Here is a 15,651-nt window from a genome sequence, read left to right as displayed (position 1 = left end):
TCCCGTCGCCCCCGACGCCTGCGCCCCCCTCCACCACCTCAGTGACCGGGGTCCTGGCGGTAGAGGCCGTACTTGCCGATGTACTGCACGACGCCGTCCGGCACGAGGTACCAGACCGGCTCGCCCTTGACGATGCGCACCCGGCAGTCGGTCGAGGAGATCGCCATGGCCGGGACCTCCATGAGGCTCACCCGGTCCTGCGGGAGACCGGCGTCGTCGAGGGTGTGACCGGGGCGGGTGACCCCGATGAAGTGGGCGAGGTCGAAGATCTCGCCGCTGTCCTTCCAGGACAGGATCTGGGCCAGGGCGTCGGCGCCGGTGATGAAGAACAGCTGGGCGTCGGGCCGCTGGGCCGACAGGTCGCGCAGCGTGTCGATCGTGTACGTCGGGCCGGTGCGGTCGATGTCGACCCGGCTCACCGTGAAGCGTGGGTTCGAGGCCGTCGCGATGACCGTCATGAGGTAGCGGTGCTCGGCCGGCGCGACGTCCCTCGACGACTTCTGCCACGGCTGGCCGGTCGGCACGAAGACGACCTCGTCGAGGTCGAACGCCGACTGGACCTCGCTCGCCGCGACGAGGTGGCCGTGGTGGATCGGGTCGAACGTGCCGCCCATCACCCCGAGGCGTCGCACGGACGTCATCATCGAACGCCCCTGAGGTCGGACGGGCCCGTCGCCGGCGTCAGTGCCGCGTGCTCACGCTGCGGAACGCGAAGGTGACGAGCAGGAGCAGACCGAAGGCCGCCAGGGCCAGCAGCCCGAAGGCGACCGGCGGGATGGGCAGCTCGCGCAGCTGCTCCTCGCCCTCGGCGGCGACGGTCGCGAGAGAGGTCAGGGTCATGGCGCGCTGCTCCTTCGTCGTGCTGCTGTGCTGGTCGCGCTGCTCGTCGTCCGGGGGCGGCCCGTTAGGCTGGCCGCTCGAACATCCGAAGTCTGACACAGGAGGGTCGCCGGGTCGTGACAGCCGTACCGTCCACGCCCGACGTCACGCGCGACGTCGCGCCCGTCCTGCCCGTCCTGAGCGTCGTCGTCCCCGTCTACAACGAGGAGGACGTGCTCCCGCTGTTCGCCCAGCGGCTGCGCCCGGTGCTCGACGCGCTCGGCGAGCCGTACGAGGTGGTCTGCGTCGACGACGGCAGCCGCGACGCGTCCCCGGTGATCCTCCAGCGCGAGCGCCGCACCTGGCCGCAGCTGCGCGTCGTCCGGCTCCGGGCGAACGCCGGGCACCAGGCCGCGATCTCCGCGGGCCTGGCGCGGGCCCGCGGCGCCTGGGTCGCGACCCTCGACGCCGACCTGCAGGACCCGCCCGAGGTGCTCCCGGACATGCTCGGCGCCGCCCGGGCCGAGCGCGTCGACGTCGTCTACGGCGTCCGGAACGACCGGAGCACCGACAGCGCCTTCAAGCGGCTCACCGCCCGGATGTACTACCGGGTCATGCGCCGGCTGCTCGGCGGGCACGTGCCGGACGACGCCGGCGACTTCCGGCTCATGAGCCGCGCGACCGTCGACGCCGTGAACGCGCTCCCCGAGCACAACCGGGTGCTGCGGCTCGTCGTCCCCGCCCTGGGCTTCCCCGACGCCAAGGTCGGGTACCGGCGGGAGGAACGGGCCGCGGGCAAGACGAAGTACCCGCTCTCGCGGATGATCCGGCTCTCGGTCGACAGCCTCACCGGCTTCAGCGTCGCGCCGCTGCGGCTCGCGACGTGGTTCGGCCTCGGCGGTGCGCTCGTCACCGGGCTGTTCCTCGCCGGCGCGGTCGTCGCGTACCTGTCGGGCCACGTCATCCCGGGCTGGACCTCGATCGCCGTCGTGGTCGCCGGGGTCGGTGCCGTCCAACTGCTCTGCCTCGGGATGCTCGGCGAGTACGTCGGCCGGCTCTACACGCAGATGCAGGGCCGGCCCGCGTACTACGTGGCGCACGACTCGCTCGACGCGGCGCCGGGCGGCCCTGAGCCGGCCCCCGCGGGGCGCGCCGGGACGCCGACGCTCGCGCGCTGACGGCTCACGCGCGACGGACGACCCTCCCGGATCACCTGTGCACCGGCACCCGGTGTCGTTAGCATGCGCGCACCAGTCCGGGTTCGTGCAGCCCGGCGCCCTCGGGGGGAGCCTCATGACCGGGTCCGGTCGCCGCCATGTCCTGTCAGCAGCTGCGGCCATCGCGGCCGCGGCGCTCGCGGTCCTTGCCGTCGCGTCGCACGCCGGTGCGGCTCTGGTCGTCGACCCGTCGGTGACGGCGGGAACGCCGCTGCCGCCGAACGTCCAGTTCCCGCCGGCAGGGGTGACGGTCGACCAGGTCGCGCCCGGCTACGCCGTGTGGACCGCCGGGCAGCTCGACGAGTTCAGCCCGCCCGTGCCGACGATCCACCGGCTCGTCGACGGCGGCACGGTCCGACCGCTGCCGACCGGCACGCCGGGCGCACCGGTGACCGCCTACCTCAGCGGGACGTCGCTCGTCGTGCTCGCCCCCGGCAACGGGGTGCCGCCCACCTCCGTGCAGCTGCGGGACGTCCTCACCGACGCGGTGACGGCGACCTTCACCGTCGCCGGGACCGACCGCGTCGTCGCGACGACCCAGGCCGGGGTCGTCACCGTCCGCACGGTCTCCTCGGTCGCCTCCGTGCACCTGCTGCGACCGGACGGGACCGACGTCACCGTGAGCGGTCCTGTGCCGCCGGACATCGGCGGCGCCGTCCCCGCGTTCGACGAGAAGACCGTCGTCTACCGGGTCGGTCAGGAGCTCTGGGCGCTGGACCTGGCCACCGCGACCACGGTGCGGCTCACGGCAGCCGCACCGCTCACCGGTCCCGTCCGGATCGCACAGACCAGGGTCTTCTGGGTCGACGACAACGGCTTCGGGCCCACCGCGACCGTGTCGTGGGCCGCTCGGGGCGGCGGCACGACCGGCAGCGTGACCACCGCGCAGGACGGTCTCGTCCGGAGCTGGCAGACCGCCGGCGACGCGCTCCTCGCCGGCAGGCTCGACCCGCAGACCTCTCTGACGACGTACCGGTTCGTCGACCTGACGACCGGCGCCACGAATCTCGGTCTCACGACGTCCGCCCTGGACGCCCGGAGCAACGGCGGGGTCCTCGTCGCGGCCGTCGCCGACAGCGCCCCGGGGCACATCATCGTGTCCTCCGGCGGCGCCAGCCCCCCGCTGACCACCCTCCCCGTCGTCGGCCGGGCGGTCGGCATGCTCAAGCGGTCCGGCGCCCGGTCCGTCGGCGCGTTCGCCTCCCCCTTCGCCACGCAGGAGGCGGCGATGCTGCGCTCGGGCGCGGCCACCTGGACGACCGGCATCGAGGGCACGGCCGTGCCGGGCCGGCCCGCGGACGCCGCCGGCGACGTCGTCCTCAGCTGGGACGACAACCCGGACGACGTCCGCACCCGGATCTGGCACATCACGTGGCCCGGGGGCCACCGGGACGTCGTCGCCGACACCGTCAACCTGGGGGCGCGCGGCCGCCTCGTCGCCGTCGGCAGCGACCCTGTCTCGGTGCAGGACGCGCGGTCGGGCACGGTCCGACGGACGTTCCCGGCGACGGCAGGAGCGCTCGCCCTCGACGGGCCCCTGGTGTGGCTGCTCCGGCCCGCCTCGGCGACGCTCGTCGTCACGGACACGACCGGCGCGCAGCCGGACCGGACCGTCCCGGCGCCGTGCGCCGCGGACACCCCGGGCGCGGCCAAGGTGGTGGCCGGCGTCCGCTGGGGGGTCGTCCAGTGCCCCACGCTCGCCACCTGGATCGTCGACCTCGCCGGAACCGCGCCCGCCTTCCGCCTCGCCGACGGCGAGGGCTCGAACGCGGTGGTGGGCAACGGCTTCGTCGTCACCACACGTGAGCTCGCCGAGGCCGGGACGTTCCGTGGCTACCGCGTGGTCGCCGTCCGGTCCACGGACCCCGCGCACATCGAGAAGCTCTACGGCCCGATGGGGTCCGGCGGCGGCTTCGGCGCCGACGACGACCCCCTGGGCCGGACGGTCGTGTACTCCGACACCGCGCAGCAGCCCCGGACCGTGTCGCTGCCCCCGAACATCGGTGGCCCGCCCCACCCGGACGGCACCGCGCCGGTCCTGGTGTCGGTCGGCGGGACGCCGCGGACCGCACCCACGACGACCGTCTCGTTCTCGTGGTCGTTCAAGGACGCCGCGGGTACCGCGCCGGCCAGCGCTCTGCGGGACGTGGACGTCAGGTACCGGCAGAAGGCCGCCGGCGCGACAGCGTTCGGCGCACTCGTCCTCCCGCCTGCGCTGCAGGCGTCGACGGCCTCGTCGACGACGCTCGTCGCGGCACGGGGGACGGACACCTGCTGGCAGGTGCGTGCCCGCGACGGCGCGGGAAACATCAGCCCGTGGAGCGCCGAGCGATGCACGAAGGTCGACGGGACTGCGCCGACCGTCTCCTCGGCGGGCGCCGGCGCCAGGGTCGCGGCGTCGGTCGCAGCGACGACCGTGCGGTTCTCCTGGACAGCGACCGACGACGTCGCGGTCAGCAGCTACGACGCGGGCGTGCGCACCGCGGCCTCCGGGTCCGGGCTCGGCCCGTGGACGGCACCGGCCACCTGGCAGGGCATCACCGCGACCTCCCGGACCTGGTCGGTCGCGCCGGGCGAGGACGCGTGCTTCCGGGTCCGGGCGCGGGACGCGGCGGGCAACGTGTCGCCGTACTCGGCGACGAAGTGCGTCACCGTGCCGCTGGACGACCGCGCGCTGGCAGCGAGCGCCGGGACGACCCGGCTCGCCGACACCCGGGCGCTCGGCGGCACCGCGACCCGGCTCGATCGATCCGGTGCCTCGGTCTCCCTCACCGGGCAGACCGGACGGCAGATCGCCGTCGTCGTCCTCAAGGGCCCGGGGCAGGGCTCGGTCGAGGTGCTCGCCGACGGAGTGAGGCTGGGCTCGGTCCCGCTCGCGGCAACGTCATGGAAGCGGGTCACCGTCTCCATGCCGGCGACCACGTTCACCGGCGCCGTGACAGTGCGCTCCACGTCGTCCGCGCCGGCGCGGGTAGACGGGCTCGCGGTGCTGCGAGGCTGAGCGACGGCTCGCCGGCTACGGAGCCAGGGACGCCGCGAGCGCGGCGATGTGCCGGACGTCGGTGCCGCAGCAGCCGCCGAACGCGCGCAGGGCCGGCAGCCGGCGCCGGACCTCGGCGACCCCGGTCGCGAGCTCGGCGGGGTCGCCCTCGTCGAGGGTCCCGGCGGCGTCGAGGTCGGCGTGCGAGAGCCGGGAGGCGTTGGGCCGGTAGGCGCCGACCCGGGCCGCCCACGGCTCGGGGCGCTCCGGCAGGCCGGGCAGGACGTGCTCCGGGTGCGCGCAGTTGACCATGAACCACGCCGCGGCGCCGTCGGTGGCGGCGTCGACCTCCTCGACGGCCTCGCCGAGCGGCGCCCCCGACGGCAGCCGGCCGTCCGTCTCCACGGTGAACCCCACGACGGCGGGGATGCCGTGCTCGACCGCGGCCATGACGAAACCGGTCGCCTCGTCGACGTCGCCGAGCGTCGTCGCCGTCACGAGGTCGGCACCGGCCGCGGCGAGGTCGCCGACCTGGACCCGGTGGTAGCGGGCCGCGTCCCCGGGCGACATGACCAGCCCGGGCACGGACCCGTCGCCGCGCGGGCCGACGCAGCCGCTCACGAGGAACGGGCCGTCGCCGGTCCACCTGTCGCGCAGCGCACGGCCGAGCGCGACGGCGTCGTGCGCGACCCGGGTCAGGTCAGCCGGGCCGTACCCGAGCTCCGCGCCCCAGTCGGCGCTCGCCCGCCACGTCGGCGTCTCGAGCACGAAGCCGGTGCCCGCGGACGCCGCGACGTCGACGAAGTCGCGGTAGTACCGCTCCAGCCGCTCCCGGCCGCGGTCGCTGCCCAGCAGCGGGAACGCGGCGAAGGCCGGCAGGTCGAGGCCGTCGTGGAAGAGCAGGACCGTCTCGATCCCGCCGTCGCTCAGCAGGAGCGTGGCGTCGTCCGGGTCGAGCGGCGTCCGCGGCACGGGCTACGCCGGCCGGCGGGCCGTGACGAGCAGCGAGACCCCGGGCAGCTTCCCGACCGGCAGCCAGCGCTCGAGGGCGACGATGCCGCCGAGGACGGCGTTCATCCAGGCGGGCGGGTCGTCGAGGTCGCTGCCGGACGACGCCCGGCGGCGCAGCGCGACGGCCGGCCGCAGGAGCACCATCCACGAGCGCACCGAGGCGATCTCGAAGCCGGCACCCCGGAGCAGGTCGAGCAGCTCGGGACGGGTGTACCGGCGGACGTGGTCGACGGCGACGTCGTGCTCGGACCACAGCTTCGGGTCCGCGGGCACGGCGACGAGGAACGTGCCGCCCGGCCGGAGCACGTCGAAGACGCCCGCCGCGGCCGCCTTGTCGTCCTCGATGTGCTCGAGCACGTCGAACGCGACGACGAGGTCGAGGCTCGCCGCCGCCAGCGGCAGCCGCGTCGCGTCGGCACGCAGGACGGCGATGCCCCGCTCGTGGCAGACCTCGGCGCCCTCCTGGCCGTACTCGAGCGCGGACGCCCGCCAGCCGCGGCGCAGCAGCACGCGGGTGTTCCCGCCGCCGGCCGCCCCGATGTCGAGCGCGTCGCCGGGCACGATCCCGTCGACGGCCCGGTCGAGCAGGTGCCGGCGCTCGCGGTACCACCAGTGGCGGTCCTCCAGCTCGGTGAGCTTGCGGACCTCGGTCCCCTCCACGTGACTCCCTACGGCCGGGTGTGACCGTCGCCGGTCACGACCCACTTGGTCGACGTCAGCTCCGCCAGGCCCATCGGCCCGCGGGCGTGCAGCTTCTGGGTCGAGATCCCGACCTCGGCCCCGAGGCCGAACTCGGCGCCGTCCGTGAACGCTGTCGAGGCGTTGACGGCCACGACCGCCGAGTCCACCTCGGCGGTGAACCGGTCGGCCGCCCGCAGGTCGGTCGTGCAGATCGCCTCGGTGTGGCCGCTCGACCAGCGCCGGATGTGCGCGATCGCGGCGTCGAGGCTGTCGACGACGCCGACGGCGAGGTCCATCGACAGGTACTCGTCGCCCCAGTCCTTCTCCCCCGCGGGCAGCACGTCGACGCCGAGGTCGGCGGCCGCGGCCGCCGTCCGCTCGTCGGTGTGCAGGGTGACGCCGGCGTCCCGCAGCGCCGGCAGCACGAGCGGGAGGAACGCCGCGGCCGCGTCGGCGTGGACGAGCAGCGTCTCGGCCGCGTTGCACACCCCGACCCGGCGGGTCTTGGCGTTGAGCGTGATCGCGAGCGCCTGGCCGAGGTCCGCCGACGCGTCGACGTAGACGTGGCAGTTGCCGGTGCCGGTCTCGATGACGGGCACGGTGCTGTTCTCGACGACGGTGCGGATCAGCCCGGCGCCGCCGCGGGGCACGAGCAGGTCGACGAGCCCGCGGGCCTGCATGAGGTGCACGACGCCCTCGCGGCCCCACGCGTCGATCGACGCGACGGCGTCGGCCGGCAGCCCGTTGCGCTCCAGCGCGGCCCGGATCACCTCGACGAGCACGGTGTTCGTCGCCTCGGCGGCCGACCCGCCCCGCAGCACCGCGGCGTTGCCCGCCTTGAGCGCGAGGACGGCGGCGTCGACGGTGACGTTCGGGCGCGCCTCGTAGACCATGCCGACGACGCCCATCGGCACACGCACCTGGCGCAGCCGCAGCCCGTTCGTCAGCGTCGAGCCCCGGACCACCTCGCCGACCGGGTCCGGCAGCCGGACGACGTCCCGCACCGCGTCGGCGATCGCGGCCACCCGGGCCGGGTCGAGCCGGAGCCGGTCGAGCAGCCCGGCGGCCATCCCGCCGGCCTCGCCGCGGGCGACGTCCTGCGCGTTCGCGGCGACGATCCGGTCCGTCGCCGCGACGAGGTCGTCGGCCAGCGCGGTGAGCGCGGCGTCCTTGACGGTGCGCGGCGCGGTCGCCAGCGCCCGAGCGGCCTCCCGGGCCCGGGCGCACACGGCCCGGACCTGACCGCGGACGTCGTCCGGTGCCGGGTCGTGGGTGTGGCCCTGCTCGTCGTGGTGGTCGTCGTCGTGGGAGTGCACGTGGGCCTGCGCCCCGTGCGCGTGCTCCGCCTCGGCGATCGTCATGGGGCCAGCCTAGATGCCGCGCGGGATCGGCGTCCCCGGCGTCCGCCGGGAGCGGACGGCGCATCGGGCAAAAGTAAACCCGGCCCCAGAGGGGCCGGGCGGTATGCGACCAGTCTACCTGCCCCGCTCGGCCGTCACCAGCCGTCAGGGCGCGAGAGCCGGCCGATCACGGGCGGCAGCTGGGCCTCCCGCAGATCGTCCGGCTGCAGCCGGTACCACCAGTGCGAGCCTGCCCCGCTGCCCGGTGTCCCCTCCAGCGGGCCCGCGAAGTAGTTCCGCGTCGGGTTGATGATCCCGACAGGGACGCGCTCACGCGCCCACGACACGGGGAACGCGAGGTCGCTGTCGTTGCTCACCACCACGACAGCGTCGACCTCACCGGAGCAGATGTCGATGAGCAGGTGGCTCGCGACATTGACGTCGGAACCCTTCTCCTCCCGCCGGGCCACGGACACCATGAAGCGTCCGTCACCCACTGCAGCTCCGTCCGTGTCCTGCACCATGACTGGCCACTGAGGCGCCACCAGCTGCGGACGACCGCGCCGGTCCCGCACGGCAAGAGGCCCCACGGCCACCCGCGAGACGTAGGTGCCCTCTGCCACGAGGTCGACGCTGTCCGCCGCGCGCAGCGCCCGCAGGTAGGTGTCCTGGTCCTGAGGCGTCGTCGGGTTGTCGCGACCGCCGACCCGTGCAGTGCAGTAGACGACCCGAGTCGATGCCGGCACGCCCCAGCTCGATCGGTCGGTGACGATGGTGGTGACGAGCCGACGCAGGTCGAGCCACTTCCAGCCCTGCCGGCCCCGCCCGCCGACGAGTGCCTTGCCGCCGTAGTACAGGTTGAACCCGTCGACGTACACCCCGACCCTCATGATCGGCGACGTTACGCGACCACGCCGACAGGCCGCGTCCGTCGTCCACAGGCCCGCAGTGCGGTCACGGGCCGGTGCACGTCAGCTCTCGACGCCCTCCATGGGGCGGATCTCGCCGAGGCCGAAGACCGTGAGGTTGACGTCCTGGCTCCAGCGGCGGCGGGCGGTGTCGCGGTCGACGACCTCCATGCCGACGACGGTCCACGGCGGCAGCCCGGCGGACGACTCGTGGTCGCGCCACAGCCGCAGGGCCTGGGCGACGGCGCCCTCGATGTCGACGGACTCGTCCCAGTACTTCACCTCGGCGCGGCTGCTCGCGTAGCTCGCCGACACGAGGAAGGGCTGCTCCTCGCCGAGCCGCTCGAGGCTCTGGCGCACCTGCTCGGCGTCCATCCTGCGGCCGCTCACCGTGATCGTCACGAACCACAGAGCGGGCTCCTGCGCGCGGTGCGAGCGGCGACGGCGGATCTGGTTCAGGTCGATCCCCCGCAGCGGCGTCAGCGTCGCGAGGTCGTCATCATCCGTCGTCACGTATCCAGTCCACCAGGCTTCCTCGCCTCCCGTCACGTGTTTCGCATACCTTTCGGGCTGCCACACGCGTTTCACCGGGTCGGCGGACCGGACACGCCGGGTCGGCGCGCCGACCGCGACACGCCCGGGTGATCACCTCGACACAGCGTCGCGGAACGTCACTCGGAGCAACCTGCTGGCTCCGGTCCCGGCGTCAGCGCCGCCGGTCGCGGACGAGCACGAGGTCGTCGCGGTGGACGACCTCCCGCTCGTACCCGGCGCCCAGCTCGCGGGCGAGGTCCTTCGTCGAGCGGCCGAGCAGGCTGGGCAGCTCGGTCGCGTCGAAGTTCACCAGGCCGCGGCCCACGACCTTGCCGGCCGGGTCCTTGAGGTCGACGGGCTCCCCCGCCGTGAACCCGCCCTCGACGGCGGTGATCCCGGCCGGCAGCAGCGACGACCGGCGGTCGACGACGGCGGTGACGGCGCCCGCGTCGAGCACGAGCGCGCCCGTCGTCTGCGCGGCGTGGGCGAGCCAGAGCATCCGGCTGCTCGCGCGCCGCCCGGACGCCTCGAACCACGTGCCGACGTCGTCCCCGGCGAGCGCCTTCGCCGCGTTGGCCGCCGAGGTGAGCAGCGTCGGGATCCCGGCCGCGGTCGCGATGCCCGCGGCGTCGACCTTGGTCACCATCCCGCCGAGCCCGACACCGGCCGAGCCGGTCCGGCCGATCTCGATGCCCTCGAGGTCGGCCGGGCCGCGGACGACGGGCACCCGCTGCACCCCGGGACGGGACGGCGGCCCGTCGAGGAGCGCGTCGACGTCCGACAGGAGCACGAGGGCGTCGGCGTCGACGAGGTGCGCGACGAGGGCCGCGAGCCGGTCGTTGTCTCCGAACCGGATCTCGTGCGTGGCCACGGTGTCGTTCTCGTTGACGATCGGCACGACGCCGAGGTTGAGCAGCCGGGAGAAGGTCCGCAGCGCGTTGACGTAGTGCCCCCGCCGGATCACGTCGTCCGCCGTGAGCAGCACCTGCCCGACGGTGAGCCCGCGCCGGGCGAACGCGTCGGTGTACCGGGCCAGGAGCAGGCCCTGCCCCACGGACGCCGCGGCCTGCTGGGTCGCGAGGTCGCGCGGACGGCGTGGCAGGCCGAGCGGGGACAGCCCGGCCGCGATCGCCCCCGAGGAGACGAGCACGACCTCGCGGCCCGCGAGCCGCCGGCTCGCGAGCGCGTCGACGAGGGTGTCGAGCCGCTCGGCGTCCAGGCCGCCCTCACGGGTCGTCAGGGACGACGAGCCGACCTTGACGACGAGGCGCCCCGCGGTCGCGACCTGCTCACGCGTGATCGTCGGGCGCGCGGCGCTGCGGGCGCTCATCGGCGGGCCTCGCCGGACCCGCCGTCCGTCGTCGCGAGCGCCTCGGTGCCGGTCGTGCCGCCGGCCGCGTCACCGTCGTCGTCAGCCGCGTCGTCGCTGCTGCCGGCCGGGATCACCGCCGTNTCGACGACGGTGACGCGGCCGGCGGCCGCGTCGTCGGCTGCGTCGTCGAGGTCGTCGTCGAGGTCGTCGAGGTCCGCGTCGAGGTCCACCGGGATCGGCGGGCCGTCGTGGTCGACGTCGACGAAGGTCGGCATCTCGTTCTCGTCCGGGGTGACCCAGACGCCGGCCTTGCGCTCCTCGGCGAGCTCGGCCCGGGCCTCGCGCTTGGCGACCCGCCGCTCCTCGTACCGGTCGCGCTTCTCGTTGCGGCTCGGCCGGGCGTTCTCCTCGAGCCGGACGTCGCCGCCGCGCGGCGCCGCGGGGCCGGAGGGGCCGGCGATGAGGGTCGGCTCCCAGTCGAAGACGACGCCGCTGACGTCGTCGCCGATGACGACCTCGGCACCGGCGACCGCGCCGGCGGCGAGGAGCTGGTCCTCGACACCGAGCCGGGCGAGCCGGTCGGCGAGGTAGCCGACGGCCTCGTCGTTCGTGAAGTCGGTCTGCCGCACCCAGCGCTCGGGCTTCTCGCCGCGCACGCGGTAGCGGACGCCGTCCGGGAGGTTCTCGGGCTTGACCGTGAAGCCGCTGTCGTCCACGGCCTTCGGCCGGACGACGATGCGCGCGACGACGGGCTCGGCGAGGTCCGCGCGGGCCTGGGAGACGAGCCTGGCCATCGCGAAGGACAGCTCCCGCAGGCCCTCGTGGCTCACGGACGACACGAGGTAGACGTCGAACCCGCGGGCCTCGAGGTCGGGCTTGACGAGCTCGGCGAGCTCACGCGCCTCGGGCACGTCGGTCTTGTGCAGGACGACGATCCGCGGCCGCTCGAGGAGCGGGGCCATGCCCTCGTCGACGGTGTAGGCGGCGAGCTCGGCCTCGATGACGTCGAGGTCGGTCAGCGGGTCGCGCCCGGGCTCGAGGGTCGCGCAGTCCAGGACGTGCACGAGGGCCGAGCAGCGCTCGACGTGGCGCAGGAACTCCAGCCCGAGGCCCTTGCCCTGGCTCGCGCCGGGGATGAGGCCCGGGACGTCGGCGACCGTGTAGCGGACCTGGCCGGCGTCGACGACGCCGAGGTTCGGCACGAGGGTCGTGAACGGGTAGTCGGCGATCTTCGGGCGGGCCGCGGAGAGTGCCGCGACGAGGCTCGACTTGCCGGCGCTCGGGTAGCCGACGAGCGCGACGTCCGCCACCGTCTTCAGCTCGAGCGTGATGTCGCCGGTCTCGCCGGGCTCGCCGAGCAGCGCGAAGCCGGGGGCCTTGCGCCGGGTCGACGCGAGCGCCGCGTTGCCCAGCCCGCCCTTGCCACCCGCCGCGGCGACGTAGGTCGTCCCGGCCCCGACGAGGTCGGCGAGGACCTCGCCGGACGGCGACTTGACGACCGTGCCGTTCGGCACCGCGAGCACGAGGTCGGAGCCGGAGGCCCCGGAGCGGTTGCCGCCCTGGCCGGGCTTGCCCTTCGTCGCGCTCTGGTGCGGGCGGTGGTGGTAGTCGAGCAGCGTGGTGACCTGCGGGTCGACGACGAGGACGACGTCCCCGCCGTCACCGCCGTTGCCGCCGTCCGGGCCGCCGAGCGGCTTGAACTTCTCCCGGTGCACCGACGCGCAGCCGTGGCCCCCGTCACCGCCCGCCACGTGCAGGACGACCCGGTCGACGAACGTCGTCACGGTGCTCGACTCCTTCAGTTGGTGCTGCGTGTTCTGCTGCCCGTTCAGCGGCGGATGCCGCGCCGCGTCGTCGAGGCAAAGCGCGAAGGGCGGGCCGGTGACCGGCCCGCCCTTGCGACGTCTTCAGGCGCGTGAGCGCCCGTGGCGTTGATCCCGGAGGGCGAGCCTCACTCGCCGGCCGGGACCACGATGTTCACGACCTTGCGGCCGCGCTTGGTGCCGAACTCGACCGCACCCGCCTCGAGGGCGAAGAGCGTGTCGTCGCCACCACGGCCGACGTTGTCGCCCGGGTGGAAGTGGGTGCCGCGCTGGCGCACGATGATCTCGCCGGCGTTGACGACCTGGCCGCCGAAGCGCTTGACGCCGAGCCGCTGAGCGTTGGAGTCGCGCCCGTTCCGGGTCGAGCTCGCGCCCTTCTTGTGTGCCATGAGCCGTTGCCTGCCTTCGATGATCTGGTGCGGGTCACCCGCAGCGGAAGTCCTGGTGCTGTGGTGGGCCGCCCGGTGAGGGGCGGCGCGACGTCACTTCGAGATGCCGGTGACCTTGATCCGGGTCAGGTGCTGACGGTGCCCCTGACGCTTGCGGTACCCCGACTTGTTCTTGAACTTGAGGATGCGGATCTTCGGGCCCTTGGTGGGCTCGACGATCTCGGCGGTGACCTTGACCGCGGCGAGCGCGTCGGCCGCGCTGGTCACGGTGCCGCCGTCGACGAGGAGCAGCGGCTGGAGCTCGACCGTCGAACCGGTCTCACCGGCGAGCTTGTCGACGATGAGGACGTCGCCGACGGAAACCTTCTCCTGACGGCCGCCTGCGCGGACGATCGCGTACACCTGGAACTCCCTGCTCATCGGTCATGGTTGCTCGCCCGGTTCGCACCCGGCCGCAGCTGCGGCGATGCGGGGGCGTACACAACGAGGCGCGCCCTGCGGCGCACCAAGGGTCAAGGGTACGGATGCGGCGGTGGCCGGGTCAAACCGGCCCACCACCTCACCTGCCGTGGTGCCTGCGCTGTTCGTTCGTGCTGCTGCTCAGCTGCCCGCGACGGCGCTCGGCGCCGCCGCGGGGTCGCCCCCGGGCGGGCCGGCCGGGCTGGACGCCGAGCGGTTGCCGCGGCCTCGCCGGCCGCGCCGCGAGGTGGTCGCCGGGGCGTCCTCCCCGGACGGCGCGGACGCCTCTGCCGCACCGGCGCCGGCCTCGGCGGCCACCGCCGGGGCGTCGGGCCAGCCGAGCGACGCGGAGCCGCCGGAGCCCTTCGCCGGAGCGTTGCCGTTGCCGCCGTTGCTGTTGCCTGCGTTGCCGTTCCCGCCACCGTTGCCGCCACCGTTGCCGCGGCCGCCGAGGNCGGTGGCCGCCGCCGCGCCGGCCACCGCCGGAGCTGCTGCCGCCGGAGCTGCTGCCGCCGCCGCCGTCCTGGCGCTTCTCGACCGGCTCGTCGTGCATGACGAGCCCGCGGCCGCCGCAGTGCTCGCACGTCTCGCTGAAGACCTCGAGGAGGCCCTGGCCGACGCGCTTGCGGGTCATCTGGACCAGGCCGAGCGAGGTGACCTCGGCGACCTGGTGCTTCGTCCGGTCCCGGCCGAGGCACTCCAGGAGCCGCCGCAGCACGAGGTCGCGGTTGGACTCCAGGACCATGTCGATGAAGTCGACGACGATGATGCCGCCGATGTCCCGCAGCCGCAGCTGCCGGACGATCTCCTCGGCCGCCTCGATGTTGTTCTTGGTGACCGTCTCCTCGAGGTTGCCCCCGGAGCCGGTGAACTTGCCGGTGTTGACGTCGACGACGGTCATCGCCTCGGTCCGGTCGATGACGAGCGAGCCGCCCGACGGCAGCCAGACCTTGCGGTCCAGCGCCTTGGCGAGCTGCTCGTCGATCCGGAACTCGGCGAAGACGTCCCGGCCGGCGTCGGCCCGCTCGAGGCGCTCGACGAGGTCCGGCGCGACGTGGCCGATGTAGCCCTGGAGGGTGTCCCACGCCTCGTCACCGCTGATGACGAGCTTGGAGAAGTCCTCGTTGAAGATGTCCCGGACGACGCGGATCGCGACCTCGGGCTCGCCGTAGAGCAGCGCCGGGGCGTTGACGGCGCCGGCCTTGCGGGAGATGTCCTCCCACTGCGCCTGCAGCCGGGCGACGTCGCGCTCGAGCTCCTCGGCGCTCGCGCCCTCGGCGGCGGTCCGGACGATGACACCCGCGTTCTCCGGGACGACGTCGCGCAGGATCTTCTTGAGCCGGTTGCGCTCGACGTCGGGCAGCTTGCGGGAGATGCCCGTCATCGAGCCGTCCGGCACGTAGACGAGGTAGCGGCCGGGCAGCGAGATCTGGCTCGTGAGCCGGGCGCCCTTGTGGCCGATCGGGTCCTTCGTGACCTGGACGAGCACCGACTCGCCGGAGCGCAGCGCGTGCTCGATCCGCTTCGGCTGGCCCTCGAGACCGGCGGCGTCCCAGTTGACCTCGCCGGCGTAGAGCACCGCGTTGCGGCCCTTGCCGACGTCGACGAAGGCCGCCTCCATGCTCGGCAGCACGTTCTGGACGCGCCCGAGGTAGACGTTGCCGACCATCGAGGTCTGGGTGCGCCGGGCGACGTAGTGCTCGACGAGGACGCCGTCCTCGAGGACGCCGATCTGGGTGCGGCCCTCGTTCTCGCGCACGACCATGACCCGGTCGACGCTCTCGCGCCGGGCGAGGAACTCGGCCTCGGTGATCGTCGTGCGGCGGCGGCCCGCCTCGCGGCCCTCGCGGCGGCGCTGCTTCTTCGCCTCCAGGCGGGTCGAGCCGCGCAGGCTCGTGACGTCGTCCCCGGAGGACCCGCCCGACGAGCGGCGGCTCTCCCGGACCCGGACGACCGTGTTCGGCGGGTCGTCGCCCTCGGCGTCGGCGCCGGAGGTGCCACGGCGGCGGCGACGGCGCCGCCGGCGGCTGCCGGTCGCGCTGTCGTCGTCAGCGTCGTCGTCCTCGGACTCGGCGTCACCCTCGGCGGCGGGGGCGTCGTCCTCGTCGGTCTCCTCGCCGTCCTCGGCGACGGGACCGCGGCCCCGACGGCCACGGCCGCCGCGGCGGCCGTGGCCGT

At 74.5% G+C, this 15,651-nt stretch carries 14 protein-coding genes; 2 read left to right on the top strand and 12 right to left on the bottom strand.

The window, feature by feature from the left end; genetic code table 11:
- Positions 1 to 38: 38 nt before the first annotated feature.
- On the bottom strand, positions 39 to 644 hold the full coding sequence (nadD, locus tag EDJALFJO_RS06865) for a nicotinate-nucleotide adenylyltransferase (protein ID WP_088283521.1): 606 nt from the start codon (positions 642 to 644) through the stop codon (positions 39 to 41).
- A 37-nt stretch (positions 645 to 681) separates the two neighbouring features.
- Positions 682 to 840 (bottom strand): hypothetical protein, encoded by a 159-nt coding sequence (locus EDJALFJO_RS34870; protein WP_198950073.1) that lies wholly within the window; start codon positions 838 to 840, stop codon positions 682 to 684.
- A gap of 116 nt (positions 841 to 956) precedes the next feature.
- On the opposite strand from EDJALFJO_RS34870, the gene EDJALFJO_RS06860 reads away from it, so the two are divergent.
- Positions 957 to 1,997, top strand: coding sequence for a glycosyltransferase family 2 protein (locus EDJALFJO_RS06860; RefSeq protein ID WP_233149719.1), 1,041 nt, complete (start codon positions 957 to 959; stop codon positions 1,995 to 1,997).
- Between the two features lie 115 nt (positions 1,998 to 2,112).
- Complete coding sequence (locus tag EDJALFJO_RS06855; protein ID WP_143448342.1) at positions 2,113 to 5,037, top strand: hypothetical protein; 2,925 nt, start codon at positions 2,113 to 2,115, stop codon at positions 5,035 to 5,037.
- 15 nt (positions 5,038 to 5,052) lie between these two features.
- Here the strand turns inward: EDJALFJO_RS06855 and EDJALFJO_RS06850 are convergent, their stop codons facing one another.
- The 10 genes from EDJALFJO_RS06850 to EDJALFJO_RS35945 form a co-directional block, all read right to left on the bottom strand.
- Complete coding sequence (locus EDJALFJO_RS06850; RefSeq protein ID WP_198950072.1) at positions 5,053 to 5,988, bottom strand: homocysteine S-methyltransferase family protein; 936 nt, start codon at positions 5,986 to 5,988, stop codon at positions 5,053 to 5,055.
- A gap of 3 nt (positions 5,989 to 5,991) precedes the next feature.
- Positions 5,992 to 6,687 carry a bifunctional 2-polyprenyl-6-hydroxyphenol methylase/3-demethylubiquinol 3-O-methyltransferase UbiG gene (locus tag EDJALFJO_RS06845; protein ID WP_088283517.1) on the bottom strand — a complete coding sequence of 232 codons (696 nt, stop codon included), beginning with the start codon at positions 6,685 to 6,687 and terminating at the stop codon, positions 5,992 to 5,994.
- An 8-nt stretch (positions 6,688 to 6,695) separates the two neighbouring features.
- Entirely contained in the window at positions 6,696 to 8,069 is a 1,374-nt protein-coding gene (locus EDJALFJO_RS06840) for a glutamate-5-semialdehyde dehydrogenase (RefSeq protein ID WP_088283515.1), read from the bottom strand.
- Positions 8,070 to 8,203: 134 nt separating this feature from the next.
- Positions 8,204 to 8,938 (bottom strand): NYN domain-containing protein, encoded by a 735-nt coding sequence (locus EDJALFJO_RS06835; RefSeq protein ID WP_088283513.1) that lies wholly within the window; start codon positions 8,936 to 8,938, stop codon positions 8,204 to 8,206.
- Between the two features lie 81 nt (positions 8,939 to 9,019).
- The gene (locus EDJALFJO_RS06830) at positions 9,020 to 9,469 is read right to left on the bottom strand and encodes a hypothetical protein (RefSeq protein WP_198950071.1); all 450 of its coding nucleotides are present in this window, start codon (positions 9,467 to 9,469) and stop codon (positions 9,020 to 9,022) included.
- 193 nt (positions 9,470 to 9,662) lie between these two features.
- Positions 9,663 to 10,820, bottom strand: coding sequence for a glutamate 5-kinase (gene proB, locus EDJALFJO_RS06825; RefSeq protein ID WP_088283511.1), 1,158 nt, complete (start codon positions 10,818 to 10,820; stop codon positions 9,663 to 9,665).
- 123 nt (positions 10,821 to 10,943) lie between these two features.
- Positions 10,944 to 12,586, bottom strand: a 1,643-nt coding sequence (obgE, locus tag EDJALFJO_RS06820; RefSeq protein ID WP_143448344.1) for a GTPase ObgE, incomplete at its 3' end; no start/stop codon positions are given.
- 167 nt (positions 12,587 to 12,753) lie between these two features.
- A complete protein-coding gene (gene rpmA, locus EDJALFJO_RS06815; RefSeq protein WP_088283507.1) occupies positions 12,754 to 13,014 on the bottom strand; it encodes a 50S ribosomal protein L27 in 261 nt (86 codons plus the stop codon).
- 93 nt (positions 13,015 to 13,107) lie between these two features.
- Positions 13,108 to 13,434, bottom strand: coding sequence for a 50S ribosomal protein L21 (rplU, locus tag EDJALFJO_RS06810; protein WP_088283505.1), 327 nt, complete (start codon positions 13,432 to 13,434; stop codon positions 13,108 to 13,110).
- Positions 13,435 to 13,928: 494 nt separating this feature from the next.
- Positions 13,929 to 15,651 (bottom strand): Rne/Rng family ribonuclease (locus EDJALFJO_RS35945; protein ID WP_143448343.1); only part of this gene is annotated, 1,723 nt, incomplete at both ends.

The sequence above is a fragment of the Kineosporia sp. A_224 genome, from assembly GCF_002198655.1.
In the GTDB taxonomy this organism is placed as follows: Bacteria; Actinomycetota; Actinomycetes; order Actinomycetales; family Kineosporiaceae; genus R-H-3.
Note: the sequence above shows the minus strand (reverse complement) of the source record. Positions and strands in the feature narration are given on the sequence as shown.